At 62.5% G+C, this 26,164-nt stretch carries 19 protein-coding genes; 7 read left to right on the top strand and 12 right to left on the bottom strand.

What is annotated here, in order from left to right; all coding sequences use genetic code 11:
* Positions 1-54: 54 nt before the first annotated feature.
* The 9 genes from argC to G405_RS0109955 form a co-directional block, all read right to left on the bottom strand.
* Positions 55-999: an N-acetyl-gamma-glutamyl-phosphate reductase gene (gene argC, locus G405_RS0109995; RefSeq protein ID WP_022701379.1), complete on the bottom strand. Its 945-nt coding sequence runs from the start codon at positions 997-999 to the stop codon at positions 55-57.
* Positions 996-2,351, bottom strand: coding sequence for an acetylglutamate kinase (locus G405_RS0109990; protein WP_022701378.1), 1,356 nt, complete (start codon positions 2,349-2,351; stop codon positions 996-998). Before G405_RS0109990 ends, argC begins: the two co-directional genes overlap by 4 nt.
* Positions 2,348-3,355: an N-acetylornithine carbamoyltransferase gene (locus G405_RS0109985; protein ID WP_022701377.1), complete on the bottom strand. Its 1,008-nt coding sequence runs from the start codon at positions 3,353-3,355 to the stop codon at positions 2,348-2,350. The genes G405_RS0109990 and G405_RS0109985 overlap by 4 nt, the downstream gene beginning before the upstream one ends.
* A gap of 105 nt (positions 3,356-3,460) precedes the next feature.
* Positions 3,461-5,038, bottom strand: a complete 1,578-nt coding sequence (locus G405_RS15690) for a L,D-transpeptidase family protein (RefSeq protein ID WP_022701376.1) — start codon at positions 5,036-5,038, stop codon at positions 3,461-3,463.
* A 138-nt stretch (positions 5,039-5,176) separates the two neighbouring features.
* Positions 5,177-6,301, bottom strand: a complete 1,125-nt coding sequence (locus G405_RS0109975) for a ferritin-like domain-containing protein (RefSeq protein ID WP_022701375.1) — start codon at positions 6,299-6,301, stop codon at positions 5,177-5,179.
* A 274-nt stretch (positions 6,302-6,575) separates the two neighbouring features.
* Positions 6,576-7,514, bottom strand: a complete 939-nt coding sequence (locus G405_RS15685) for a sterol desaturase family protein (RefSeq protein WP_022701374.1) — start codon at positions 7,512-7,514, stop codon at positions 6,576-6,578.
* Positions 7,498-7,959, bottom strand: a complete 462-nt coding sequence (locus G405_RS0109965) for a hypothetical protein (protein ID WP_156861460.1) — start codon at positions 7,957-7,959, stop codon at positions 7,498-7,500. Before G405_RS0109965 ends, G405_RS15685 begins: the two co-directional genes overlap by 17 nt.
* A gap of 130 nt (positions 7,960-8,089) precedes the next feature.
* On the bottom strand, positions 8,090-10,822 hold the full coding sequence (locus tag G405_RS0109960) for a TonB-dependent receptor (protein ID WP_022701372.1): 2,733 nt from the start codon (positions 10,820-10,822) through the stop codon (positions 8,090-8,092).
* A gap of 324 nt (positions 10,823-11,146) precedes the next feature.
* Positions 11,147-11,602 carry a hypothetical protein gene (locus G405_RS0109955; RefSeq protein WP_022701371.1) on the bottom strand — a complete coding sequence of 152 codons (456 nt, stop codon included), beginning with the start codon at positions 11,600-11,602 and terminating at the stop codon, positions 11,147-11,149.
* A gap of 100 nt (positions 11,603-11,702) precedes the next feature.
* Here G405_RS0109955 and G405_RS0109950 point away from each other — a divergent pair, with 100 nt between their 5' ends.
* The 4 genes from G405_RS0109950 (at position 11,703) to G405_RS0109935 (ending at position 17,320) form a co-directional block, all read left to right on the top strand.
* Entirely contained in the window at positions 11,703-12,851 is a 1,149-nt protein-coding gene (locus G405_RS0109950; protein WP_022701370.1) for a PQQ-dependent sugar dehydrogenase, read from the top strand.
* A 136-nt stretch (positions 12,852-12,987) separates the two neighbouring features.
* Positions 12,988-14,271: a serine hydrolase domain-containing protein gene (locus G405_RS15680; RefSeq protein ID WP_022701369.1), complete on the top strand. Its 1,284-nt coding sequence runs from the start codon at positions 12,988-12,990 to the stop codon at positions 14,269-14,271.
* Positions 14,268-15,875, top strand: a complete 1,608-nt coding sequence (locus tag G405_RS0109940) for a GMC family oxidoreductase (RefSeq protein WP_022701368.1) — start codon at positions 14,268-14,270, stop codon at positions 15,873-15,875. Before G405_RS15680 ends, G405_RS0109940 begins: the two co-directional genes overlap by 4 nt.
* 11 nt (positions 15,876-15,886) lie before the next feature.
* Complete coding sequence (locus G405_RS0109935; RefSeq protein ID WP_022701367.1) at positions 15,887-17,320, top strand: coniferyl aldehyde dehydrogenase; 1,434 nt, start codon at positions 15,887-15,889, stop codon at positions 17,318-17,320.
* On the opposite strand, the gene G405_RS0109930 is transcribed toward G405_RS0109935, so the two are convergent.
* The gene (locus tag G405_RS0109930; protein WP_022701366.1) at positions 17,317-18,102 is read right to left on the bottom strand and encodes an EAL domain-containing protein; all 786 of its coding nucleotides are present in this window, start codon (positions 18,100-18,102) and stop codon (positions 17,317-17,319) included. The two genes, G405_RS0109935 and G405_RS0109930, sit on opposite strands and share 4 nt — an antisense overlap.
* Positions 18,103-18,229: 127 nt before the next feature.
* On the opposite strand from G405_RS0109930, the gene G405_RS0109925 reads away from it, so the two are divergent.
* Together G405_RS0109925 and G405_RS0109920 are read left to right on the top strand one after the other, a co-directional pair.
* Positions 18,230-20,545 (top strand): penicillin acylase family protein, encoded by a 2,316-nt coding sequence (locus G405_RS0109925; RefSeq protein WP_022701365.1) that lies wholly within the window; start codon positions 18,230-18,232, stop codon positions 20,543-20,545.
* Positions 20,546-20,553: 8 nt separating this feature from the next.
* Entirely contained in the window at positions 20,554-21,312 is a 759-nt protein-coding gene (locus tag G405_RS0109920) for an SDR family NAD(P)-dependent oxidoreductase (RefSeq protein ID WP_022701364.1), read from the top strand.
* 128 nt (positions 21,313-21,440) lie between these two features.
* Here the strand turns inward: G405_RS0109920 and G405_RS0109915 are convergent, their stop codons facing one another.
* Both G405_RS0109915 and G405_RS0109910 read right to left on the bottom strand, forming a co-directional pair.
* Complete coding sequence (locus tag G405_RS0109915; protein WP_022701363.1) at positions 21,441-23,225, bottom strand: N-acyl-D-amino-acid deacylase family protein; 1,785 nt, start codon at positions 23,223-23,225, stop codon at positions 21,441-21,443.
* Between the two features lie 26 nt (positions 23,226-23,251).
* Positions 23,252-24,187: a bile acid:sodium symporter family protein gene (locus G405_RS0109910; RefSeq protein WP_022701362.1), complete on the bottom strand. Its 936-nt coding sequence runs from the start codon at positions 24,185-24,187 to the stop codon at positions 23,252-23,254.
* A gap of 194 nt (positions 24,188-24,381) precedes the next feature.
* Here G405_RS0109910 and G405_RS0109905 point away from each other — a divergent pair, with 194 nt between their 5' ends.
* Positions 24,382-26,103: a M28 family metallopeptidase gene (locus G405_RS0109905; protein ID WP_022701361.1), complete on the top strand. Its 1,722-nt coding sequence runs from the start codon at positions 24,382-24,384 to the stop codon at positions 26,101-26,103.
* The last annotated feature ends 61 nt before the right edge of the window (positions 26,104-26,164 follow it).

The following is a 26,164-nucleotide window of genomic DNA, read 5'->3' as shown; positions in this document are numbered from 1 at the left end:
GGGGTTTCCCTATAGATGTGGGCCAAAGCCGCTCACCGCCAAGTCACGAAGCCGTCAGTTTTGCTGCGGCTTGAAGCCGGGCAGCGCCAGTCCCAGACACAGATTCTGCATCGCCTGCACCGCGGCGCCTTTGAGGAGATTATCGAGCGCGCACACCATGACGCCACGGCGGCCATCTTCGCTCAAGGCGAACCCGCCCAGAACCGCGCCCGGATTATGCGCGCCTTCAATGACTTCCGGCGCCTCATCCTGAACCCGGATCAAAGGCTGAGCGCCAAAGGCATCCTCATAGGCTGATCGGAACGCGTCCGCCGTCACCGGCTCGGAGAACTCCATCTGCGCGGTCAGCACGATGCCGCGGAAAAACGCCGCCACATGAGGGCTGAAACGCACCTCATGACCCAGATGACGGCTCATCTCGCGCTCATGGATATGCCCGATCAGCGCATACGGCATCAGATTGTCTTTGAGCGCGGTCACATCATTGCGGCGGTTCGGCGTGGTGCCGGCGCCGGAATAGCCGGAAACGCCGAACAGATGCGCTGGCCCCGCCAGCGCTTTGCGCATCGGGGCAACCGCCAATTGTCCGGCGGTGGCGTAACAGCCCGGATTTGAGATGCGCGTCGCGCCCTTGATCGGACCTTCGCCGTACAATTCCGGCAGGCCATAGACCCAGGTCTCGTCAAAGCGGTAATCAGCCGACAGATCGACGATGACCGTGTCCGGCTTCACCGCCTCGATCGCCGCCACATAGGGGGCGGCCTGACCATTGGGCATGGCGAGGATCACGCCGTCGCACTGGCGTTGAGCCACCTCTTCAGGGCTCAGCGCCTCAAACAGAAGGCCCGCAGGCGCTTCCGGGGCGAGAGCTGTGACCGGTTGGCCGTCCATGGCTCGAGACACGGCGAAATCGAGCGACAGATCATCGCGCTCCGCGATCAATCGGATCAGTTCGCGCCCGGTATGCCCGCGCGCGCCGACCAGTCCGAGGGTTTTCATGAGCCGCCCTCCTCAAGAGTCGCCGGCAGCGCAGCGATCCGCTCGACCCGCGCCGGGATTTTGGACAGATCATCCTCGCCGCGCCAGAACACCGTCCACGGCCCCGATTTCACCGCGCCATGACAGGTCGCGAAATAGAACTCGTTGACCGGATTGTTGGTGCGTGAGCGCCAGTAGAGCCGCGGCGCATACTCAATCAGACGCCGCCAGACAGCGCCGCCCAGACCCTCGCCGCGCGCTTCATCCAACACGGCGAACTTGTCGAGATAGACCATGTCGTCCAGACGCGTGGTGATCGCCGCCGCCCGGTAGTTTTCGGTGACGAAGGCATGATCAAAGTCGATGCTGTCGAAATATGAAGCGACCGGCGCGCGCCCGAACGCCTTTCGGATCAATTGCCGCGTGCGCTCTTGATCGAGCTGATCCAGCTTCTCGAGTTCCAGCATGCGCTCGCCGCGGCGCACCAGCGTTCCTGACCCGGCATGAGTGAACAGCTCTTTGGCCAGTTGATCCGGCCGGGTGATCGACACCGAGCTTGAGAGCGGCAGGTCATCGAGCAGGCGCTTGATCTCCTGCAGTTTCAGCCGCATGCCGCCCGCCACCCAGGATGACGCCATCAGGTCATCATAATCGGTGGCGAGGTTGATCGCGGAAATCGGTTGCTTGTTCGCATCCAGCAGCGCGCCCGTGCCGGTCAGGAAAACGACCTTGTAGGGCTGAAGCTTGTGCACCAGCGCGCGGACAGCGCTGTCCGCATTGATATTGACCAGACGTCCGTCAGCAGTGTCGCCCAGACAGGTCAGGATCGGCGCCTGACCGGCTTTCGCCGCCGCCGCCACCAGATCCAGCCGAACACCGGTGGGTTCGCCCACCCGGCCCAGCCCCGCCTCGTCGATCAGCTCGGCCTCAAAAACTCCGGAGGGCACCGCCGCCGCCCGGCCGCCGCAATCGCGCACGGCTTGCACCAGTTTCACATTCACCGCAGTCAGCGTGTCACGCACCACGCCAATGGCTTCAGGCGGGGTGATGCGCAGGCCGTCCTTGCGTTCTTCAGGGAAGCCCGCCGCCTCCAGCGTGGCGTTCAGTTGCGGGCCGCCGCCATGCACGACAATGGGCGCAAGCCCCACCGATTGCAGGAAAGCGAGCGCGGCGGCGAGCGCATCAAGGTCTTCCTCGATGATCGCGCCGCCGACCTTGACGACCGCAAAGCGTTCCTGGTCCAGCTCGGAAAAGCGGTTGAGATATTCGCGGATTTCCTTGCCGTCGCGCATATTGGACAACAGCTGCACGATGGCCGACCGGACCGGCGCATTGGCGCCGCCCCGTTCGGGAAACGATTTCACCTCAGTCATCCATCAGAATCCTGAACCAGGCGCTCCATCATCGCCTTTTGAACATGCAGGCGGTTCTCCGCTTCCTCGATGCCGAGGAAGGCCGGACTGTCGACCACGGAATCCGCAATTTTCACATTGCGGCGCATGGGCAGGCAGTGGCTGACGGTCGCATTATCGGTCAACGCCATCTTGGCGTCGTCGATCATGAAGCCCGCCCCTTTGGCGCGGTAGGGGGCTTCCCCCTCCCAGGCGCCGTAGAACGGCAGCGCACCCCAACTTTTGGCGTAGACCGCATGCGCACCAGCATAGGCTTCTTCAACGTCAGTGGTGACGGAGAAACGCGCGTCATTCTCACCGCAGAAGCGCTCGGCGGCGTCCATGTAGCGCTCATCAAGCTGATACACGTCATCGGGGATCAGCATCCGCACATTCATGCCCATCTTGGACGCCATCAGGATCGCGGAGTTGGCGACCGCGGTGTTGAGCGGCTTGGGATGCGGCACCCAGGTCAGAAGGAAATCCTTGCCCGACACATCGCCATGACGGTCCTGCAGCGCCAGCATCATCGCCAGCTCCTGACACGGATGGACAATGGTCTCCATATTGATCACAGGCACCGTCGCATGCTTGGCGTAGGCCGTGATCAGCGGATCTTCACGCTCGGCTTCCCAGTCCTGGAACTTCGGGAAACAACGAATGGCTATCAGGTCGGCATAGCGCGACAGAACGCGCGCGGCTTCCTTGATATGCTCTTCAGGACCGCCATCCATGATAGCGCCCTCTTCAAACTCCACTGGCCAGGTCTGGCCCTGCGCATCGAGAATGATGGCGTGACCGCCCAGCTGATGCACGCCGATGTCAAAGCTCGAGCGGGTGCGCAGCGAGGGATTGAAGAACATCAGGGCGACCGACTTGCCCTTCAGCGCATCGCCCATCGGGCTGGATCGGAGCTCTCGCGCACGATCAAGGATCGATTGCAATTCATTCCGGGACCAGTCTTCCGTCGACAGGAAATGGCGCATGGCTGCGGACCTTTGTCTGAACAAACAAAGTCTGCGGTGTAGTCAGAGACGACGAACTTGGCAAATACCGTGTGTAGACAGGCCGCCCCTGAACGGCTCCGCCTGTCAGGGCGAAGGGACGGCCCCCGGCTCGGGCTCATATTCCGGCTCGGTCCCCGGCTCAGCCTCCAGCTCACTCTCCGGCTCGCCCTCGACTTCCTCGTCAGCCTCGGCCTGCCGCTGCTCGGGCGGGATATACAGCGGTGGGTCCGACAAGGCTGCAACCAGGGCCGCATCACGGTCGTACACGTCATGAATAAAGCGGATCCGCCCCAGCTCATCAGACACAGCCGTAAAATAAAGGATATGAACCGGAACAACATAGCGAAGCCGGATGCGCCGCGTCTGGCCGGAGTCAAAGGCCCGGACCACCTCTTGTGCGCTCCAGCCCTCGCCCGCCAGAATCCAGATCGCAAGGTCTTCGGGGTTCTGAACCCGCACGCAGCCTGAGGAATCGTCACGCTGGGCGTTGGCGAACAATTCGCGATGCGGCGTGTCGTGGATGTACACATTATGCACGTTCGGGAAGAGGAATTTGACTCGGCCCATGGCGTTGTTCGGCCCGGGCACCTGAATGACCCGGTAGCGCCGGTTCGCCCAGTCCGCCTCATAGGGGTTTGTCCGCGCGCCGGTATCGAGATCCACTAGGCGATACCCCTGAGACAGAGCATAGGCGGGATTGGTGCGGAAACTGCGCAGCCAACGCGAGCCCAGGCTGGTCGGCGTCAGCCAATAGGGATTGATCTCGATGATGGACATGTCTTCAGAGAATATCGGCGTACGTGAATAGCGTCGTCCGATCATCACCTCATGGGTGCGCACGACCTCGCCATTTTCCCACGCCTCCAGACCATAATCGGCGATGTTCACTCTGATATGCCGCGCGCCCAACTCAGAGGGCAGCCAGCGCCAACGCTCCAGATTGACCCGGATCTGGTTGATGCGGCGGGCATCTCCAGCGTTCAGCTCCGACAGGGTGGACGCCCCCGCCTCGCCATCCGCCGCCAGATTGTGACGGGTCTGGAACCGGATCACCGCGCTTTCAAGCCGTGCGTCAAACGGCGCGCCCGGTGCGGTCTCGCCCGACAACAAGCCCAGTTGCCGCAAGCGGGCGCGCAAGGCGTCAACCCGCGGCCCCGCATCTCCCAGGCTTAGCGCTCCCTCGCCAGGGGGCACGCGTATTGGCGCGTCCTGCAAGGCCATGCGGCGCACCAGTTCAGCCCGCAAGGCCTGATAGTCGGGATGAGACGGCGCCAGCGCTTCAAGGCTTTCATATATCCCCGCCCCTTCGCGCGCCTCGGCGTAAACCGTGAGCAAGTCCACATCTTCGATGGGCGCGGTCCAGTCAGGATCGAGCGCGCGCGGATCAACCACGCCAAAGGCCAGATCTTCAGCAAGGGCGAACCAGACGGCGCGGGCGCGTTCATCACGGCTTTCGCCATAGGGTAAGGCACGCAAGGCGTCTGGATGCGGATAGGCGGACGGATCGAGTCCATGCGTCCACGCTTCAGCCAATGCATAGCCCAGCGCATCCACTTCCGCATCGGTCCAGCGCGCCGTCCAGTTGCGGCCCGTCGCTTGCGCCTGGCTGGCGCACAGCCAGATCAGCAGCGTGAGACCCGCAATCCAATTTCGCCAGACCATGATTGGTACGCCCCCTCAGACGGGCAAGTCTTAACAGGCGTTAAGGTCTCACTCCAGCAAGCAAGCGTCAAAAAAAACGCCGCCCCAGCGGAAATGCCAAGGCGACGAGTGAGGCAAGCTCAGAGCTGAGCTGTGAGGTTACTCCGCAGCCCCGGCCGCGCCCTCGGCCGCCACGGCGTGAATATAATCCCGGCGGGCCTTGGCGGCGTCCACCTGGCCGGTGCGGTCTCCGTCGATTTCACGGGCGATGCGCTCGTCTTCATCCTGAAGCGCCTGCGGGTCGAGTTCTGCGAAGTGCAGCACGCCCATATCTTCATACGCGCGCTGAATCTTCGGCCCCCACAGGCCGATATCCTTGACGATCGGCACGATGCGCTGGAACAACATGGTGCGGTAGAGTTTGACGATTTCGGAGTTCTCGGTGAATTCCTGGCACTCTTTTTCGGGCAGACCCAGGACCTCATAGATTTCCTTGGACTGTGTCATGCGATCCCGCATCAGATAACAGGCTTCAACCAGAAACTCCTCGCGCTCATCGCGTTCCTTCTGGGTCAGCTGAGGATAGTAATCGCGCAGCGATAACCGGCCGAAGGCCACATGCCGCGCCTCATCCTCCATCACATAGGCGTTGACCATGCGCGCCAGCGGGTTCTGCGCCAGGTCGCGGATGGTGCCGAAAGCGGCGAGCGCCAACCCTTCAATCACCACCTGCATGGCGAGATAGGTCACATCCCAGCGCGAATCTGACAGCGCGTCATTGACCAGCCTTTGCAAGGGATCGGTCATGGGATAGGCGACGCCGAACTTGCCCAGCAGCTTGCGATACGCCTCCACATGGCGCGCCTCGTCCATCACCTGGGTGGCGGCGTAGAACTTGGCGTCGAGATCGGGCACCGCCTGTACGATCTTGGAAGCAGCGAGAAGCGCCCCCTGCTCACCTTGAAGAAACTGCGAAATATTCCAGGCTTGAGTGTGGCGGCGCAAATCAATGCGCTCGGCCTTGTTCATCTTGTTCCAGACATCCGAGCCATAGATGGAGACCGCCTCGTCGGGCATCTCCATCGGGTTTTCAGGGTCCAGATCCAGCTCCCAATCGATGCGGTCCACCGCATCCCACTGCATGTCCTTGCCCTTTTGATACAGGTGCATGAGCGTGGTGCGGCCTTCGTCGAAGCGCCAGTCGAACACGGACTCAAATTCGTTCGGCACATGCCAGTGCGGGTCGATCCCGGGCATGGGATAAAGGTCACGCAAAGCCGTCATCAGGTCCTCCTGCCTGTTGCGAGAGGAGCCTGCGCGTCCGCGAATCTGCGATGAGCCGGACGCGCCAGCTCCACGCCGTCTGCTTGTCTTCGGCAAGCAATGAACGGCGTTCACTTCTCGACTTTGGATCAAGAGGCCGCTCTGTGTCCAGCACAAGACCGGGCATTTTCAATAAAAAAGGGAATTAATTTCGCCGCATAGCAGCATAGAATTCCAAGGCGATCCACGCTGTGCGTTGATCAATATCACTCTTCTTGCTTGCTGCACTGCACGCCTATTCGGCGGCGACAGGCGGATGCTTGTCAGACCGCGATGAAACGTCGCCCCCTTGTTCTTCCAGCCAGCGGGCCTTCAGCATGGCGGAGGTGTCCCGGCTGCCATCCGGCGACCATCCCGGCGGTCCAAGCCAATAGCCCAGCACTTCGCGTGGCGAGCGCGCCGTGCGGACATCCTTGATGATGCCCCACCATTCATGCAGACAGATCGTCAGCGGGTTATGGGTGCCCAGATTGCGAACGATGCCATAGCGGATCTCTTCTTCGTCGGTTTCAGGCTCGAACGTGCCGAACATCCGATCCCAGATGATGAAGACCCCCCCGTAATTGCGGTCCAGATAGCGCGGATTGGTGGCATGGTGGACCCGGTGATGGCTGGGCGTGTTCATCAGCCATTCCACAGGCCCGGGCAAGCGTTTGATCGCCTCGGTGTGGATCCAGAATTGATAGATCAGGTTGAACGCCGCCACGAAGGCGATCATGGCCGGCGGGAAACCGATCAAGACCAGCCAGCTGCCCAGAAAGATAAATTTCAGGGTCAGCGGATTCAGCCAAGGCTGCCGCAAAGCGGTCGATAGATTGTAGTGCTGGCTGGAATGATGAACCACATGGTCCGCCCACCACCAGCGCACGGTATGCGCCCAGCGATGGCTCCAGTAATAGACGAAATCATCCAGCACGAAGGCGATGACGAACCAGTACCAGGCCCAGCCAATGTCCAGGATCGCAAACTGTTCGACGAAGACGAACCAGGCCACAACGATCCCGCCCAGAAGCACGCCCGACACCGTATTGCCCAGCCCCATAATCAGACTGCCGGCCGTGTCGCGGGGCTCAAACCGGGTCCTGCCTGTCATCCGCCCGTAAATCATCTCGGCGATGACCAACAGGATGAAGCCGGGGATGGCCCATAAGATCGGATCAGGCAGATTTGGCATAACGCGCCTCATTTCCGGGTGCGCCGCCTGGCGCACGCACAAAGTCTTGCAGACGGTCCGCCCAGTCTGTCGCCTGACCGTCCCGGCCAAGCTCCAGCACCGCACGCGGCAAGGTGTAATCATAAAGCGTCAGCGTCAGGGTCGTCCCACTCACCTGGACCGAGCGCACCTCCCCAGGGCGTAGCGCGCGCACGACAGCATTATCGCCGCGCGCCAGAACCAGGCCCACGCGCCCGCCATCGGCCTCAAGACACAGATAACCGCACCGGTCAGGGGTCAAAACCTGTTGGCCCCCGACCTGGAAACCCATCACGTCGCGCTTGAGAAAGCGTTGCGCCTCACCTTCGGTGTTCAGACGCAAGCGTGTCCAGCCAAGGGCCATGTTCAGCAAAATGATCAGGCCGATGCCAAACGCCGCCCCGATTAAGGCGAGAACATCTGTCATGCTTTCATTCATGCCAAAAATTGAACGCTGTTCACCTCAAAAAAGCAAGGGGTAAAGCAAGGGGGCCTCACAAAGAAAAACGGCGCCGGAAAACTCCAGCGCCGTTGATCCATTACTCAGTGCGCATCGCCTAGAAGCGGGCGCGCAGGGTCACGCCATAGGTGCGCGGGTCGCCGGGATAGATGTTGAAGCTCGATCCCAGATAGCCCACCGACGGGAAGCCGCCCTTGGCGTAGTCTTCCTCGGTGAGGTTACGGCCCCAGAACTGCAGCGCCCAGCTTTCATCCGCCGCCGACAGCGTCACAGACGCATTGTACAGGGTGAAGGCGTCCTGATTGGCGATCGCCCGCGGATCCAGGCTCGCCACCAGATTGAAGTCCGACGTGTGCTGGGCTTCACCGCGCAGGATCAGGTCCAGGCGATCATTGACCGGGTGGGTGTAGGTGCCCGTGAAGGACGCCACCAGCTCAGGATTGCCGCGCTCGACGCCAGACAGGTCATTGAACGTGCCGGACTGACCCTGATCATTGACCCGCGGGGCGTTACAATTGGCGAAGGTCGGATCGGCCGGATCCCAGACCGGGCCGAACAGCGGCGAGCTGTCCGGGCAAGGGGCGAAGGGATATTCGCCGAACTTGTCATCCAGCAGATAGGTGCCGCCCAGAGTGAAGAACAACCGGTCGGTCGGCGCATAGCTGAAATCGAACTCGATGCCGCTGACTTCGATGGAGCCGGCGTTGTCGAGCGCGAAGCCCGTGCCCACAAAGGCCTCGGACTGGAAGTCTTCGATTTCCTGGTTGAAGTAGGTGACCGCATAGACGAGCGAGCCGTCCAGAAGCGAACCTTTCGCGCCCAACTCCCAGGACGAGGCGGTTTCATCCTCGAACTCGAAAATGCCGGTTTCCGCCGCTTCATAGGACAGGTTGAACCCGCCCGGTTTGAAGCCGGTGGAATAGCTCGCATAGATGTTGAACGTATCGGTCACATCATAGCTGAGGATGGCGTTGTAGGAGAAATTGTCGTCCGAACGAGACGTCGGATACTGGCTGGCGTCCACGGGTCCAAAATTCTGGAACGCAGCGAAGCCGTTGAGCAGGTTGAACGGCGTGTTGGCCAGAAAAGCCGCCACGGTCGGATCATATACCACGAACGGATTGGCGAGCGTCGCGCCAGGAATGCCGGAGGCCTGAAGCGCGCCTTCCAGCTGCGCCGCAAGGGTCGGATCGCCTGCGGCTTGCTGCGCCAGAACCGTGGTCAGCAGGAACGGGCACGAATTGCCGTCCGGGAAGGACGGGCAAAGCGACGCCTCAGGCAGGCGCAAATTGGCGCCCAGAGAGGTGAAGCTCAGAGCCGAGATCGGATCATTGATATTGATCCGGGTCTCCATCTCCTTGTCTTCTTCGGTGTAGCGGCCGCCAATCGTCAGGGTCAGACGATCCGTGAAGTTGATGTCAAACTGACCGAAGGCGGACCAGGACGTGGTGTCGTACTGGTAGTTCTCCTGCTCGAGCGCATCGCCTTCCTGCAGATAACCGCCGGCAGGCAGCAAGGGAACATTGTTGACGCCTAGCTGGTTGTTCGCACCCACCAGGAACTCGGTCAGCGTGACGCCGCCCGTGCCGGCCGGCAGACCAAAGGCTGCAGCCAGATCGGCCACTTGCGCGGCAGACGCCAGGTCGAAGAACGCCTTGGTGTCCGCGCCATAGACGAGACGCTGATTGAACTCGAGTTCGTTCTTGTAATAGAACCCGCCAAACATCCAGTCGATGAATTGGCCGCCATTTGAGGTGAAGCGCAATTCCTGGGTGAAGCTGTTGTATTCGTTATCGATATTGCGAGCGCCCAACAGATCGATATCGGAGAAGTCCGCATCGATGTTCTGGGATTCGTCATAGGTGCGATACGCGGTGATCGAGGTGAAGGTGAACCCGTCAAACTCATGATCGATCTGGGCGGACAGGCCGGCCGTATCGAGTTGAGTGTTCACATTGCCGTCGACCGCCATCTGACCATCAAAGGGATCGGCGGGCAGCGCCGTGCCGCCCAGCGCGATGATCGCGGCCTGGTCGATCGGGTCGTAATATCCGAACGGCGCCGCGCAGCAATTTTCATCAATGACGCCCATATCGGCGATGATACGCACTTCGGTCGCGTCAGTCGGATACCACATCAGCTGACCGCGATAGGACTGGCGATCGCGGTTGTTGAGCTCCTGGCGCTGCGCCACTGGCGAAACATTGTCCAGGTAGCCGGTATTGGTGTGGGTGGTGGCGTCCAGACGGAAAGCCAGCACGTCTTCAACAATGGGGCCGGTGACCGTGGCCTTGGCCACGAACTGGCCGAACTCGCCAAAGGTGACTTCTGCGTCACCGCCCAGTTCGAACTCGGGCTCCTTGGTGATGAAGCTCACCACGCCCGCCGGCGTGTTGCGGCCGAACAGCGTCGATTGCGGACCGCGGATGACTTCAACGCGCTCGATGGACAACAGATCGTTGATCGCTGCGCCTGCACGCGGGCGGTACACGCCGTCCACAAACACGCCCACAGAGGGCTCAAGCCCTGGGTTGAAGCTCGACGTACCGATGCCGCGCAGACTGAATTCGGTATTGGTGGAGGAGGCGAACTCGGCCACGCGCAGAGACGGGACGAGGGTTTGCAGATCCGCAGCGTCGCGGATTTGCGATTGCTGGATCGCGGTATCGGTGACAACTGCCACAGATACCGGCGTTTCCTGCAAGGTCTGTTCGCGTTTTTGCGCGGTGACGGTGATCACGTCCGGCTGCTGCGCCAGCGCTGGCGCAGCGACAACGCCCGCAGCGAGCGCCGTCGCCCCGAGAACGGCTGCTTTGGTCAAACGGTTCATACAGGTCTCCTCCCCTGATAGGTCTGGCGTCGCGATATTCTGTGTAGGATCGCTGTCCGCACTTACGCTTAGCTTATGCAGGCTTTGATCATTTTGTCATGCAAACTTCTTCTCAAGACCAGCCAAGCGTTGCGCAAACAGCACAGGCGCAGCCATAGCGTGCAGTGCAGCATTATCCTTATATACCTGAGATAGCTTATGTTTTTTGAGATAATGATTTTATGCTGCGCACAATAGATCATGCTATCAGGCATGACAGGCATTCATCGCCGCATCATGCGCCTTGAGACCGTGCCGCCATCGTTCGGCTTAGGAATCAGTCTTTTATGCTGTGTGTCTGGACCGCGGCGGCGCGGTCAGAAGGACGAAGACCACCCCCGCTAGGCCGCCCATGACCGCCTGGGTGAGCAGCCCCGCCATGCTGCGCGCGCCCGCAATAACCTGCACCCCGAAAAACACCTCTTTCATCAAGGTCAGCATCACCAGCATGCACACCAGCCCAGCCGCGCTGAACACCCATCCGCGCGGCACGGGCAGCACGCGCCCGGCCAGCGCGGCGACCGGCAGGGCGATCGCCAACCCGAGCGCAATGAAGATCGCATAGAGCGGCCCCAATCCGGTCAGGTCATCAACGACCATGGAGAGTGCATCCGCTGCGCCGATTTCCGCGCCGACCGCCATCAACCCCGCCAGTACGAACAGGCTTTGCGCTATGACGGCCAAGGCCACCAGAACCAGCACTGTCGCCAGATAGGCGCCGAAAACCCGCAATATCGTCATGGCCCATTCCCCCTTTGCGCGCACCGGTCATAGCGCTCATAGTGCTTTGAACTCGCGATTAAAGCGAGAGTGCCGCAAACACACGCGTGAGGGAACCATCATGATTCGGCTGATCCAATCCGTCATCGCCCCGACCGGGCTCGCGCTTGTTCTCGGCGCCGTCAGCGCCTGTTCCCAAGCGCCTGAAGCGGCGCCGCCTGCGGATGATCTCGACCCTGCAAGCTATCAGGTCGAACTGATCGCGGACGGCCTGCTCACCCCCTGGGACATGGCCTTCCTGCCCGATGGGTCCGCGTTGATCAGCGAACGCAATGGCGGCGTTAAACACCTCCGCGATGGCGTGCTGAGCGATGTGCCGGGCGGCCCGGATGACGTCTTCGCCGAAGGGCAGGCCGGACTGTTCGACCTGGCGCTGAGCCCGGACTTTGAAACTTCGGGCGTCGTTTATCTCAGCTATGCCTCCGGAACGGCGGACGCCAATACGCCCGCGCTCTATCGCGCCCGGCTCGAAGCGGACCGTCTGGTGGATGGCGAAACGATTTTCCGCGCCGACCCCTTGCGCAGCACAAGCGCTCATTATGGCGCACGGTTGGCTTTTTTGCCGGACGGCACGCTTTTAATGACCGCCGGAGAAGGCTTCGCCTACCGCGAAGAGGCCCAGGTGCGCAGCAATCATCTGGGCGCCGTGCTGCGGCTGAACACGGACGGTTCGGCGCCGACCGACAATCCCTTCGCCGATGAAGGCGGGGCCGCGGCCTATGTCTACAGCTATGGCCATCGCAATATGCAAGGCATCGCGCTGGACGCCGCAACGGGTACGATCTGGACCCATGAGCACGGTCCGCAAGGCGGGGACGAGCTGAACGCGCTGAACGCCGGCGCCAACGCCGGTTGGCCGATCGCCACCATGGGCCTGGATTACAATGGCGCGCGCATCTCGCCTTTCTTCGACCATGAAGGCTTTGACGCGCCGGAATGGGTGTGGACGCCCTCAATCGCACCCAGCGGGATGGCGCTTTATGACGGCGACCTCTTCGCCGACTGGCGTGGCGATCTGCTGGTGTCAGCGCTGGCGGGCCAGGCGCTGCACAGGCTGGATCTGGAAGACGGCGTCGTGGTTGGCGAAGAGCGCCTGCTCGCCGAGCGCGGGCAAAGAATCCGACAGGTGCTCAATGGTCCGGATGGCGCAATCTGGCTGCTGGCGGAATCCCCGGACGGTCAGGTTTTGCGGCTGACACCGGCGGAGTGACCGCGCGCCCGCGCAGACATGGACAGCCGGTTTTGACTGGCGCTCACTCTCTGAAAGGTGTTCACTCAAGGCTAACTGATTTGCCCGCCCCGCAGATTGCGGCGAGACCGGGCGAACATGTTCGGGGAGAGATTAAATGAAGCGTTTCCTGACAGCCGTAGTGGGCGCGTTGGTTTTGCTCGGGCTCGTGGGCGCAGGCTGGTATTACAGACCCTGGTCCGATTATGCGCCGGCCAAGATCCGGTCGCTGGACGACCCGGACCAGTATCCGCTGACCTATCAGCGCATGGACGAATTCCTGCCGAGCACCGGGATCGACGCCGTCGCGCCCTCGCCTTTCCCTCGCGACGTTCAATCGCTCGACATCACTTATGAATGGCAAGGCGAAACCAAAACGCTCGCCGAATACCTCGCCGAAGCCAAAGTCACTGGTTTGACCGTGCTGTCTGACGGCGAGGTGATCGCCCAGACCTATGCGTATGAGGCGGACGCCCAGTCACGTTTCACATCCTGGTCTGTGGGCAAGTCCTTTGTCGCCACCTTGATCGGCAAGGCGCTGCATGAAGGCCTGATCGAGAGCCTGGACGACCGGGTGGACCGGTATGCGCCGCAATTTGCCGGGACTGATTATGGCGCGACCAGCCTGCGCCATCTCCTGATGATGTCGTCGGGCATGGCGTTTAACGAGGAATATAGCGCCGACGCCCCCTCCGATGTGCGGCCGCTCTTTTTCAACGCCTTCATCATGCGCCGCAATCCCGACGACATGATTGCTCTGATCGAGCGCGATCGTGAGCCGGGCGAGGATTTTCATTATATCAGCCCCAACTCCCATGTGCTGTCGGCGGTCGTGCGTGGCGTCTATGAGGGCCGCCTCGCCGAAATCATGCAGCGGGAGCTGTGGGAACCACTCGGCATGAGCGATCCGGCGACCTGGCTGCAGCACAAGCCGGGCCCTGAAGGGGTCGCCATCGGGTATTGCTGCCTGCAGGCCAGCAGCGAGGATTATGCGCGCCTCGGCCAGCTCTACCTGCAGGACGGCGTCTGGAACGGCGAACGCCTGTTGCCGGAAGGCTGGGTGGATCTGGTGTCCACGCCGCCCACGCCGTCGCATGAGCCCGGCGCCAGCCGCTACGCCCATCGCGGCTATGGACTGCACTTCTGGATCCCGGAAAACTATGACCGTGAATTCTACGCCGCCGGGGTGTTCGGCCAGTATATCTGGATGGATCGCAACCGTGATCTGGTGATCGCCCAGAATGCCGGCGATGCGGACTGGGGCGAGCGGAACGTAGAAATGACAGCCGTCTTTCGCGCCATCGCCGAGACCGTCGCGCCGCTGACGCCTGCTTCGTCCACAGCCCCCATGACGCCTCCGATGGAAGGCGAGGTTCAGTCTCAGGACGGAGAGCCGCAATGAGCCGCGCAGACGACATGGAGTTTGATTATGTGATCGTCGGGGCCGGCTCGGCGGGATGCGTGCTCGCCGACCGACTCAGCCAGGATCGCGACGTGACCGTCTGCGTTCTGGAAGCTGGCGGATCCGACAACAAGGCCGTCATCAAGACGCCCATGCTGCTGCAGTTCGCCATCACCAACCCGGCGATCAACTGGGATTACTGGACCGAACCGCAGAAAAATCTCGGCGACCGCAAGCTCTACTGGCCGCGCGGCAAGGCGCTGGGCGGCTCCTCTTCGATCAACGCCATGCATTACATGCGCGGCGCGCTAGAGAATTACGACGATTGGGAAAGCACGTACGGCGCCGAAGGCTGGAATGGCGATGCGGCGCTGGAGGCCTTCAAGTCTGTCGAAAACAACGAAAACCATGGCGCGCCCTTTCACGGTCAGGGCGGCCCGCTGAACGTGAAGACCATTGGTCCGCTCAATCCGCTGACCGAGCGCTATTTCGAGGCCTGCCGCCAGCGCCAGATTCCTGACAATCCGGATCATAACGGCGCTCGGCAGGAAGGGTTCGGCCCTTATCAGGTGACCCAAAAAGGCGGCAAACGCTGGTCTGCGGCGGACGCCTTTCTCAAACCCGCAATGAACCGCCCCAATCTGACCGTCGTCACCGGCGCCCTGGCCCATCGCATCGTGATCGAGAAGGGTGAAGCCCAAGGCGTGCTGATCGAGACCGACGGCGAGATGCGCACCGTCACCGCCAAGCACGAAGTGATCCTGTCAGGCGGGGCGATCAATTCGCCCCATCTTCTGATGCTGTCAGGCATCGGCCCGGCCGACCATTTGCGCGAGCACGGAATCAGCGTCGAACACGATGCGCCCGGCGTCGGTGAAAACCTTCAGGATCATCTCGACATTCTTGCGCGCGCCCGAACAAAATCAGCGACCTCGATTGGCTATTCAGCGCGCAAATTTCCCGCCACGGCCCGTGATGTGATGCAGTGGGCGCTAACCGGCACCGGCAAGTTCACCGTCAACCCGGTCCAGGGCTGCGGGTTTGTGCGCTCCAGCCGGGCGCGGGATCTACCCGACATCCAGCTGGTGTTCATCCCGGCGCTGGCCAGCCCGCACGGTCGTGACACCCTGACAGGACACGGGATCAGCCTGCACGCCTGTCACCTCTATCCGCAAAGCACCGGACGGCTCAGGCTGGACAGTGCGGACCCGCGCGCGCCGATCCGCATTGATCCCAACTATCTCGACCATGAGGAAGATGTTGAGGTGATGACGGACTGCCTGGAGATCGCGCGCGACCTGCTGCTCAGCAGCGCGTTCGATGGCGAGTTTGATCATCTTGACCTGCCTGCAGACCCCCGCGCGGGCCGGGCCAGTCTGACTGATGAAGTCCGCCAACGTGCCGAGACGCTCTACCATCCCACCTCAACCTGCGCGATGGGGGGCGGAGCGCTCTCTGTCACCGATCCGCAATGCCGGGTGCGCGGCGTGAAAAGCCTGCGCGTGGTGGATGCGTCCGTCATGCCGCGTATAGTCGGCGGCAACACCAATGCGCCCACCATCATGATCGCCACACGCGCCGCCGATATGATCCGTGCGAGCTAGGAGACAGCCTCATGCCTGACACCAATATGCAGACCGCCACGGGCTCCATCGACGCCATGCAGGCGATCTTTCATCAGCAGAAGGCGGCGTTCGAAGCTGAACGCCATCGCCCGCTCTCTGACCGCAAAGCGGATCTGGAGAAGATCGAAGAGCTGGTCAAAACCCGTGGCGACGAGTTCGCCGCCGCCATCGACGCCGATTTCGGTCGACGCTCCAAGTCTGAAACCGCGTTGGCGGAGCTGGGCTTCACTATCGCCACGGCCAAACACAGCCGCCAGCATCTGACCAAATGGGCGAGCTCAAAGCCTGTCTCGGTGCCAATGACGCTGGCGCCGGGCAAGGCCTATGTGCGGCGTGAACCCAAGGGCGTGGTCGGCATCGTCTCACCGTGGAACTATTCCATGCAGCTGGCCTTCGCCCCGCTGGTCGCCGCGCTCGCAGCGGGCTGCCGGGTGATGATCAAGCCCAGTGAGTTCACCCCGCGCACCGCCGCATTGATCAAGTCCACCCTGGGCGAGTTGTTCAGCGAGGACCATGTGGCGGTCATCGAAGGCGGCGTGGAAGAGGCGAGCGCCTTCACCGCCCTGCCCTTTGACCATCTGTTCTATACCGGCTCCACTCAGGTGGGGCGCATCGTCGCCAAGGCCGCCGCGGAGAACCTGACCCCTGTGACGCTGGAGCTGGGCGGCAAATCGCCAGCCGTGGTCGCGCCGGATTTTGACGGCGCGGAAGCCGCAAAGACCCTGGCCTGGGGCAAGTTCCTGAACGCCGGCCAGACCTGCGTCGCCCCGGATTACGCACTGGTTCCGCGCGGGTCTGAGCAGGACTTCGCCAAGGCCGTGATGCATGAAACCGGCGAGATGTGGCCCGATGTGGCCACCAATGGCGACTACACCGCGATCATCTCCGAACGTCATCATGCCCGCTTGAGCGAGATGGTCGAAGAAGTGCGCCAGGCCGGCGCCGAAGTTCACCAGCTCGCTTTCAACAAGGCGGATGCCGGCAATACACGCATCTTCCCGCCCACCGTGTTGGTCAATCCTCCGCTCGACTCCAAACTGATGCAGGAAGAGATCTTTGGCCCGATCCTGCCTGTTCTGGGGCATGACGGACTGGAAGACGCTGCGCGCTTCATCAATGAACGCGACCGGCCTCTGGCGCTTTATGTCTACGCCAAGTCCAAGCAGACCGCGCGCGATTTTCTCGGACGGACGATTTCAGGCGGCGCGGCGGTCAACATCCCGCTTCTGCACCTGTCAGTGGAAGACCTGCCGTTTGGCGGCGTCGGCGCCTCCGGCTATGGCAGCTATCACGGGGAAAGCGGGTTCCTGACCTTCACCCATGAGCGCGGCGTGTTTGAAGCGCCGGTCTGGCACCCCAGCCGCCTGATCCGCCCGCCCTACGGCAAGATGTTTGAATTCTTCAAGAAGCTGCAAGCGGGCTAGCTTGCGATCGACCAGTTGATGTCAGAAATCGCCGGGGCGTCGTCCAGTTGCGGTTTGGAGAAATAATACCCTTGGAACAGGTGAATTCCCAGATCGAACAAGGCGCGCGCCTCGGCTTTGACCTCAATGCCTTCGGCGATGATCTTGATGTCAAAGCGCTCACAGATGTCCACCATGGCCGCCAGGATCGTACGCTTGACCGGGCTGATATGAACATTGCGCACCAACGCCATATCCAGCTTGATGATGTCTGGCATCACAGCCGCGAGAAGGGTCAGGCCCGCACCGCCGGAGCCGAAATCGTCCAGCGCCGTGAGGAAGCCCATATCCTTGTACGAGCGCACGATCATGGCGAAATGGTCGGGGTCGTTGACCGCTTCATGTTCCGTCATCTCGAACATGATGCGATTGATCGGAAACCCGTTCGCCGAAGCCGCCGCCAGGGTGGTCCGCAGGCACGTCGCGGGATCGTAAACGGCATTGGGCATGGTGTTCAGAGACAACAGCTCAGGCCGATCCGACAAAGCTGTACTGGCGGATTTGAGCGCCTGGATACGGCAATGCCGGTCAAAGGCGTGCATGTTGTCTGCGGTCACTTTGGACAGGACCGAGCCCGCAGACTGCCCTTCCGCGCCGCGCACCAAAGCTTCCTGCGCAAAGATCGTGCGCGTCTTGAAGTCGATGATCGGCTGAAACGCGAACCGCAGCCGCTCAGGGATCAGCTCAGCGCATCGGCAGACTGTTTCTTCGCACACAGGAGCAGCGGTCTTCGCGATGTTCATGGGACACCCTTGAATTTTTTTGTGACGATAACTGACACAACTTAATGAAGAATGTTCCGCCTGAAGAACGGGGCGCCAGATCTATGGCGCATTTAGAGTGACGACTTGGCCCTTGGGGAGGCCCAACATGAAAACCTGGATCATCCGCATAGTATTCGCAGCGATAGCGCTGGTTCTGATCACCGTTCTGGGCGTCAGCGCCTGGATGGTGGAGCGGTTTCACGCCTCCAAGCCCCGCCAGTCCGGCGAGGTCACGCTTTCCGTGCTGGATTCCCCCGCACACGTTGTGCGCGACGCCAACGGCATCGCCCACATTTTTGGCGACAGCGACGCCGATGTGATGGCGGCGTTGGGCTATGTGCACGCCAGTGAACGCTTTTTCCAGATGGACATGGCCCGGCGCTATATGCGCGGCGAACTCTCCGCCTTGTTTGGCGAGGAGTATCTGCGCGCCGACGCCCAGACCCGCACCTATGGCTTCCGTCGCCTGACCGAAGAGATCGTCGCCAACGCATCCGCAGACACCCGCGCAATGATGCAGGCCTATATCTCCGGCGTGAACGCGCGCCTGGCCGAGGGCTCGGTCGCGCCTGAATACGCTGTGCTTCGCACCGCGCCTGAAGCGTGGAGCCTGGAAGACAGCGCGGCGATTGTCGTGCTGCTGGCCCATGATCTGGCCGCTGGGGCGGGCGCTGACATGGATCGCGCCTTGCTCGACGATATTCTGTCCGCCGAGCAGCTCGCGCAGTTCACCCTGAACTTCCCCGACTGGGCGCCGACCATGCTCAAGGCCGAGGATATGCGCGCCCGCTTCGGCGAGGTGCAGACGCTGCCCCTGAGCGAGCCCGCCCAGCCGAGCGCGCAACCCGACAACCAGCCAGGCTCGAACGCCTGGGTGGTCTCTGGCGAGCGCTCTGAAACCGGACGCCCATTGCTGGCGAACGACCCCCATCTGGGCCTGAGCACCCCGGCGATCTGGTACTATGTGCGGCTGAACCTGTCTTACGGACCGGTCATCGGCGGCACCGTGCCGGGCGCGCCCTTCGTCATTCTGGGGCGCAACGCCCACGCCGCCTGGGGCTTCACCAATACCGGCTTTGACGTGATCGACATTCTCGAACGCGATCGCTCAGCCGAAGAGATCACAAGCCGCACCGAAACCATCCAGATCAAGGGCCGCTCCGACCCTTATGAGCTGACCGTCGAGGAAACCCGCGACGGCCCCGTGCTGGACCCGGAATGGTTTGATCTGCGCGGCTTTGACGAGGACGCCATCGTGGTGCGACGCTCCACTGTGACCGCGCCGGGCAACCGCGTGGCGGACGCCACCCTGGCGATCATGCAGGCGCAGACCTTTGACGAATTTGTCGAAGCGGGCCGCGGCTGGACCGCCCCCATGCAAAACATGCATTTCGCCAGCGTGGACGGCACGATCGGGTACACGACGGCGGGTCTATTGCCGATCCGCGATGAGAGCGGCGAGTGGACGGGCTTTATCCCGTTTGAAGAGCTGCCGCGCGTGCGAAACCCCGAAGGCGGGTTCATCGCATCGGGCAATAATCTGGTGGCGGGGCCAGACTATCCGTATCCGCTGCCGGGCTCGTACGCGACCTATCGTGCGCCGCGGATCGAGCGTGAGCTCATCGCGCGCGACCGTCATACGCTGGAAAGCTTCGCCGCCCTGCAAATGGATGTGACCAGCGAGCAGGCCCTGCGTCTGTTGCCCGTGCTGCTGGGGTCCGAGCCTGAAAGCCAGCTGGGAGCGGAAGCCCTGGCGCGGCTGGAAGCCTGGGACGGCGCGCTGGACATGGATGCGCCAGAAGCGCTGATCTATTCGGCCTGGCTGCGCGTCTTGTCCGGCGCAATCTGGAACGATGAGCTTGATACGCTCGCCTCCGCCTTCAACCAGCCGCGCCGCGCCTTCCTGGAAGAGGTTCTGGCCGGTGAAGCCTCGGCCTGGTGCGATGACGTGCGGACGGATGCGGTGGAGAGCTGCTCCATCACCGCCGGGCTGGCGCTCGACGCCGCCATGGCGGAAACCGCGGACGCCTTCGGGCCTGACATGAACAGCTGGCGCTGGGGCGACATGCATGTGGCCGATTTCGACCACCCGTTTGATTCCCTGCCGCTGATCGGGTCCATGTTCGCCAACCGCGTGCCCGTCCCCGGCGACGGCGCGACGATCAATGTGGCGCATTTCAGCTATGACTCAGGCAGTTATGATGTCTTCCACGCCGCCTCGCTGCGGGCGATCTATGATTTGTCAGACCTCAACAACTCGCTGTACATGTTCGCGCCGGGCCAGTCGGGCCACCCGCTCTCGGACCATCATGGCGACCTCGCCCCGCGTTGGGCGGCGGGCGAGTATTTCGAGATCCGGGATGACTGGGCCGTTGAAACCGCGCCCGAAGGCAGCCATGTGCTGACCCTGACGCCGCAATAGGACCCGCCATGATCAGCCTTGAGAACCAGACCCTTTTCGTCACCGGCGCCTCCCGCGGCGCCGGCGCCGGCATCGCCCGCCAGATCGCCGAAGCCGGCGGCAAGGTGATCCTGGGCTATGCCCGCAACACCGAAGCCGCCAAGGCCATGGCCAGCGAGCTGGGCGATCAGGCCATCGGTCTGGTGCAGGCCGATTTCTCAGCCCCGGACGCCGCCGAACCCGCCTGGAACGAGGCGAAATCCCTCGCTGGCGGCCCGATCCACGGCCTGGTGCTCAATCACGGCGTTTTTGAAGCGTCCAACGTCCACGACCCCGCCGACATCTGGCGGCAGAACTGGGCGCGCACGCTTCAGATCAATCTGCAAAGTTGCGCCGATCTCGCCCGGTGCGCGGCGCAGGATTGGGTGGACAGCGCGCAGGGCGGATCGCTGGTGGCGATCAGCTCTCGCGCCGCGCATCGTGGCGACGATGCGGACCATCCCGCCTACGCCGCGTCAAAAGCCGGGCTGATCGCGATGATCAAGACGCTGGCGCGCGCCTATTCTGGCCGGGGGCTGCTCGCTTACGCCATCTCGCCAGGCTGGATCGACACGGAAATGGCGCCGCAAGCCCCAGACGACCGCAAGGCCGCCCTCTCAGAAGTCCCCTATGGCGATATGGCGAGCCCGGATGAGCTGGGCCGCCTCTGCGCCTTCCTGCTGTCCGGCGCGTGCAAAAGCGCCACCGGCGCGACCTTTGACGTCAATGGCGCAAGCTATGTGCGTTAGGGGCTGAGACAGAGCGAGTGAACTCCTGGGGGAGCGTCAGCGAAGCCCCGGGACCTCGCTCCACAAAAAGCGCCACATCCTGATGGAGGCCCCGGCTCTGCGCTGCGCTTGGCCGGGGATTCACTTCTCTACTCCGCCGCCAGCGCTTCCTGTCGCCCGGCGCGGACCAGACGCCCGGGCCGAGCCTCCGTCACCTGATCATCCCGCACAACGACTTCACCGGAGACAATTGTCGCGCGATAGCCTTCAGCGTCCTGCAGAAGGCGCTGGCCGCCCGCGGGCAGGTCTTTGACCAGGCGCGGCGGGTGCAGGCGTAGCTTTTGGTAGTCGATGACGTTGAGGTCGGCCTTCATCCCCGGCTTGATCCGGCCGCGGTCTGACAGGCCCAGATAATCGGCGATGTCGCCGGTCAGCATCTGCACCGCGCGTTCGGGCGCAATACGCGGCCCACGGGTCCGGTCGCGGGTCCAGTAGCTCAACAGATAGCTGGGGAAGCTGGCGTCACAGACCGTGCCCACATGAGCGCCGCCATCAGACAGGCCCGGAATGGCGAGCGGGTGCTGCATCATGGTCAGCACATTGTCATAGCTCAGCTCGGTATAGTTATAGATCGGCAGATAGATCAGCTCGCGGCCGTCGCGGGCGATCACCGTGTCGAACAGCTCCTCCCACACCGACACGCCGCGCGCTTCGGCCTTGGCGCCGATGGCGTTCTCAGGCGGCTGCTCGTAATCGGGGTTTTCCGACAGGGTGAAGAGCTTGCCCGCCACCATCTCCATGTTTTCGATCAGAAGATCGGCGATGGGCGGGATCGAGCTGCCGGGACCGGCGAGCTTGTCTGATTTCTGGCTGAGGATCTTCTTGCGGAAGGCGTCGGTCTTCATCACCGCCACGCGCTCATCGAGCGGCAGATCGGCGATCTCCTTATAGGCCGGGAAGCCCATGAAGGGATGGAAGGTGCATTGCAGCCCGAGGAAGACGCCGATGGCGCGCGGGGCGACCTGGGCGCGCACGGTGTAGCCTTCTTCATCCAGCGCCTCGAGCCCTTTGAGGATTTTACGCCATTGATCCGGCGCGAAGTCGCGCTGCATCAGGGACATGGAGAAGGGGCGACCGCCGGCGGCGCGGACATACTCCTCGACCACTTTCCACTCCTCCTCGAACCGCGACTGGTCGCGCTCAAGGTCAAAGTCGGAGACGGCCTGGATGACGCCATGGTCGCGGCCCTTGAAGGCGCTGGCGATGCCGGTGAGTTCCTTGGTGGTGGCCTCGCTGGCCGGGGTCCAGTCGCCATCTGCGGTGCGGTGCAGATCTGACCGTCCGGTGGCGAAGCCGATGGCGCCGGCGTCCAGCGCTTCAGAGACGAGGTCGCGCATTTTCGCGATTTCCTCGTCATTGGCCTGCTGGTCAAAGCTGGCGCGCTGATCCATCACATAAACCCTGAGCGGATCATGGCCGACCATGGCCGCCACATCGAGGGTGCGCGGGGTCTTCTCCAGCGCGTCGAGATAATCGGGGAAGCTCTCCCAATCCCAGCTCAGCCCTTCGGCGAGCGCAGTGCCGGGAATGTCCTCCACCCCCTCCATCAGCTTGATCAGGCGCTCATGGTCGCTTTCGCGCACGGGCGCGAAACCGACGCCGCAATTGCCCATGACGGCGGTGGTCACGCCATGCTTGATCGACGGCTCCATGCGGTCGTCCCAGGTGGCCTGGCCATCATAATGGGTGTGCACGTCGATAAAGCCCGGCGTGATGATGCAGCCCTGGGCGTCGATCACCTCGTCGGCGTCGCCCGGCGCCTCGCCCACCGCAACGATACGGCCCGCCTTGATCCCGACATCGCCAATATAAGGTGAGCCGCCCTCGCCCTCATGGATCATGCCGCCGGTGATTTTCAGATCATAAGTCGCCATGGAAGCCTCCCGTAGAAATCATTGTTTCAAGGCGCCGTTCGGGCGCTCTTCTGTGCGCGGACCGCATCGAGCCCGCGATAAAACCCGGCGAGCATGCCGCCGCTGAACAAATGCCAGACCGCCCAGAGCGCGGTGATGGCCGCCGCCCCGCCCACGCCTTCAAACTGGCCGAGCAGGATCACAAGGCCGAGCCCGGTGTTCTGGATACCCACTTCGAAGGTCACCGAGCGACGTCCCGCCACGTCATACTGCAGAGCGCGCGCCGACAGCGTCCCGACGCCGAACGCGACGGCGTTGTGGATCATCGCGATCACCAGCACGGTTCCCGCCGTCGCGGTGAACAAAGCCCAGTTGGAGGCGACCCCGCCCACAACCATCACCGCCAGCCCGAACAGGCCTGCAGCCAGAAAGACCGGGCGCAGCCAGTGAGCCAGACGCGGATAGCGGTGCGCAATGCCCATCCCAACCGCCAGGGGCACGGCCAGCAACACAGTCATCTGCAGCACGAAGGGAATAGGCGACACCTCGATCGCATCCACCAGCGCGTCAGCGGGCGCGTAAAGCGAGGTCCAAAACAGGATCGAGATCGGCGTCAGAAGCGCGGCGGCGAGGCTGGAGGTCGCCGTCAGCGAGACTGAAAGCGCGGTGTCGCCCCGCGACAGATGGGTGAAGAAATTGGAGACATTGCCGCCCGGGCAACACGCCACCACGATCATCCCAAGCGCGATGGAGGGGGGCGGGTTCAATACATAGAGAAGTCCAAGCGTCGCGAGCGGCAACCCCAGAATTTGCGCCGCCGCGGCGCCCAGAAACCTGACGGGGCGCTGTTTGACCATGGCGAAGTCCGCCACATGCACGTTCAGCGCAACCGCGAACATCAAAACGGCCAGCAGCATCGGCAAGATCACTTGCGATCCGGGCGCCAGCTCAATCTGCACGGCGTCTAACGCAGCTATGTCCATAGCGCGCTGTCTCCTCCCCTGTGACCGGGTCTGCGGTCCCGATCCGCCCTCGCCTCTGAAACGGACAAGTGAACGGCGTTCACTTAATCCTCGCATCCTTTGACGCGTCCTGTCGAGACCTCGTCATGCCGGGCTTGCACGCGTATGGGATCAATGCACGATGCAACGCAGAGAATTTCATGTGGGGAGTCACCATGTTACGTTACTTAATAACGTCGAGCTTGGCCGCGCTGGCGCTGACCGCCTGCAGCCAGCCCGCCAACGCGCCGGCAACAGATGAGCAAAGCGAAGCCGCGCCCGCTGAAACGCAAGCCAGCAGCGCCTACCCGGCACATCAGGCGAGCGATGCGGCCATCACCGAAGCGGATTTCGCTTATCGGATCAGCGCGCTCGCCGATGACCGGTTTGAAGGGCGCGGCCCGGCGTCCGAACATGGCGAGCAGGCGGCGACCTGGATCGCCGAGGAAATGGACGCCGTCGGCCTTGAACCCGCAGGTACGGACGGCTGGTTCCAGCCTGTCCCGCTGATTGAATCCACCCTGGATGAAAGCGCGTCGAGCTTTGACATCACTGTGGATGGCGAGGCCATGGGGCTTCAGACCAATGTGGACGTGGTGTTCTGGTCCCAGAACCCTGAAGAACAGGTCAGTCTGGACGCGTCCGAGCTGGTGTTCGTGGGCTATGGCGTGGTCGCGCCCGAATATGGCTGGAACGACTATGAAGGCGTGGACGTCACCGGCAAGACGGTGGTCATCCTGATCAACGATCCGGGCTTCGCCGATCCGGACGCCGGCTGGTTCAACGGCTCGGCCATGACCTATTATGGCCGCTGGACGTATAAATACGAGGAAGCCGCCCGCCAGGGCGCCGAAGGCGCGATCATCGTCCACCAGACCGCCCCGGCCGCCTATCCCTGGGGCACCGTGCAATCAAGCTGGACCGGGCCGCAGTTCACCCTGGCCTCCTCCGCCGGTCAGGAACGCGCCGACGTTCAGGCCTGGATCACCGAGGACAAGGCCGTCGAGCTGTTCTCAGCGCTCGATCTCGATTTTGCGGAGCTCAGCGACGCCGCTGTCAGCCCGGATTTCACGCCGGTGGATATGGGCCGGGCGACGATGAGCGCCTCGCTCACGAACTCCCTGCGCACCCTGACCTCCAATAATGTGGCCGGGCAGGTCGAGGGATCCGAACGTCCGGACGAATACGTGCTGTTCATGGCCCATTGGGACCATATCGGCGTGCGCCTGAACTTCTCCGGCGACGACCAGATCTATAACGGCGCCATCGACAACGCCACCGGCGTCACCGCCATGCTGGAACTGGCGGAAGCCTACGCCAAATCGGACACGCCGCCTGAGCGGTCCGTGATCTTTGTCGCGGTCACCGCTGAGGAGCAGGGCCTTCTGGGATCGGAATACTACGCCCAGAACCCGCTGGTCCCGCTGGATCAGACCGTGGGCGGTTTCAACTTTGACGGCATCCTGCCGATCGGCCGTACGGAAGACATCGTGGTGATCGGTTATGGCGCGTCCGAACTTGAAGACCTGCTGCGCACAGAAGCGGAAGCGGACGGCATGTATCTCAGCCCCGATCCGAACCCGGAAGCGGGCTATTTCTACCGTTCCGACCATGTCACGCTCGCCCGTCGCGGCGTGCCGATGCTGTATGCGGATTCCGGCTCTGTCGCTGAAGAAGGCGGCGCCGAATATGGCGCACAGATCGAAGCGGCGTACCGCCTGCAGGCCTATCACAAGCCGGCTGACGAGTTTGATCCCAACTGGGATATGGGCGGTTTCGTGCAATCCACCGAGCTGGTCTACCGCGTCTCGCGCCGCCTCACGGACTCTGAGGACTGGCCGAACTGGTATGAGGACAACGAGTTCCGCGCCATCCGCGATGCGATGATGGATGAGTAGGCAACCCTAGACGCCGACAGCAGAAAGCCGGGCGGTCCTCCGCCCGGCTTTTTTGTGTCCG

Origin of the sequence: Oceanicaulis alexandrii DSM 11625 (genome assembly GCF_000420265.1) — a bacterium.
In the GTDB taxonomy this organism is placed as follows: Bacteria; Pseudomonadota; Alphaproteobacteria; order Caulobacterales; family Maricaulaceae; genus Oceanicaulis; species Oceanicaulis alexandrii.
The sequence above is the reverse complement of the archived record's forward strand: the minus strand, read 5'-3'. Positions and strand labels throughout refer to the sequence as shown.

Bases quoted from the DNA above. Each gene is read 5' to 3' on its own strand.
- argC (WP_022701379.1), bottom strand. From the start codon at position 999: ATGAAAACCCTCGGACTGGTCGGCGCGCGCGGGCATACCGGGCGCGAA.
- G405_RS0109990 (WP_022701378.1), bottom strand. From the start codon at position 2,351: ATGACTGAGGTGAAATCGTTTCCCGAACGGGGCGGCGCCAATGCGCCG.
- G405_RS0109985 (WP_022701377.1), bottom strand. From the start codon at position 3,355: ATGCGCCATTTCCTGTCGACGGAAGACTGGTCCCGGAATGAATTGCAA.
- G405_RS15690 (WP_022701376.1), bottom strand. From the start codon at position 5,038: ATGGTCTGGCGAAATTGGATTGCGGGTCTCACGCTGCTGATCTGGCTG.
- G405_RS0109975 (WP_022701375.1), bottom strand. From the start codon at position 6,301: ATGACGGCTTTGCGTGACCTTTATCCCATGCCCGGGATCGACCCGCAC.
- G405_RS15685 (WP_022701374.1), bottom strand. From the start codon at position 7,514: ATGCCAAATCTGCCTGATCCGATCTTATGGGCCATCCCCGGCTTCATC.
- G405_RS0109965 (WP_156861460.1), bottom strand. From the start codon at position 7,959: ATGACAGATGTTCTCGCCTTAATCGGGGCGGCGTTTGGCATCGGCCTG.
- G405_RS0109960 (WP_022701372.1), bottom strand. From the start codon at position 10,822: ATGAACCGTTTGACCAAAGCAGCCGTTCTCGGGGCGACGGCGCTCGCT.
- G405_RS0109955 (WP_022701371.1), bottom strand. From the start codon at position 11,602: ATGACGATATTGCGGGTTTTCGGCGCCTATCTGGCGACAGTGCTGGTT.
- G405_RS0109950 (WP_022701370.1), top strand. From the start codon at position 11,703: ATGATTCGGCTGATCCAATCCGTCATCGCCCCGACCGGGCTCGCGCTT.
- G405_RS15680 (WP_022701369.1), top strand. From the start codon at position 12,988: ATGAAGCGTTTCCTGACAGCCGTAGTGGGCGCGTTGGTTTTGCTCGGG.
- G405_RS0109940 (WP_022701368.1), top strand. From the start codon at position 14,268: ATGAGCCGCGCAGACGACATGGAGTTTGATTATGTGATCGTCGGGGCC.
- G405_RS0109935 (WP_022701367.1), top strand. From the start codon at position 15,887: ATGCCTGACACCAATATGCAGACCGCCACGGGCTCCATCGACGCCATG.
- G405_RS0109930 (WP_022701366.1), bottom strand. From the start codon at position 18,102: ATGAACATCGCGAAGACCGCTGCTCCTGTGTGCGAAGAAACAGTCTGC.
- G405_RS0109925 (WP_022701365.1), top strand. From the start codon at position 18,230: ATGAAAACCTGGATCATCCGCATAGTATTCGCAGCGATAGCGCTGGTT.
- G405_RS0109920 (WP_022701364.1), top strand. From the start codon at position 20,554: ATGATCAGCCTTGAGAACCAGACCCTTTTCGTCACCGGCGCCTCCCGC.
- G405_RS0109915 (WP_022701363.1), bottom strand. From the start codon at position 23,225: ATGGCGACTTATGATCTGAAAATCACCGGCGGCATGATCCATGAGGGC.
- G405_RS0109910 (WP_022701362.1), bottom strand. From the start codon at position 24,187: ATGGACATAGCTGCGTTAGACGCCGTGCAGATTGAGCTGGCGCCCGGA.
- G405_RS0109905 (WP_022701361.1), top strand. From the start codon at position 24,382: ATGTTACGTTACTTAATAACGTCGAGCTTGGCCGCGCTGGCGCTGACC.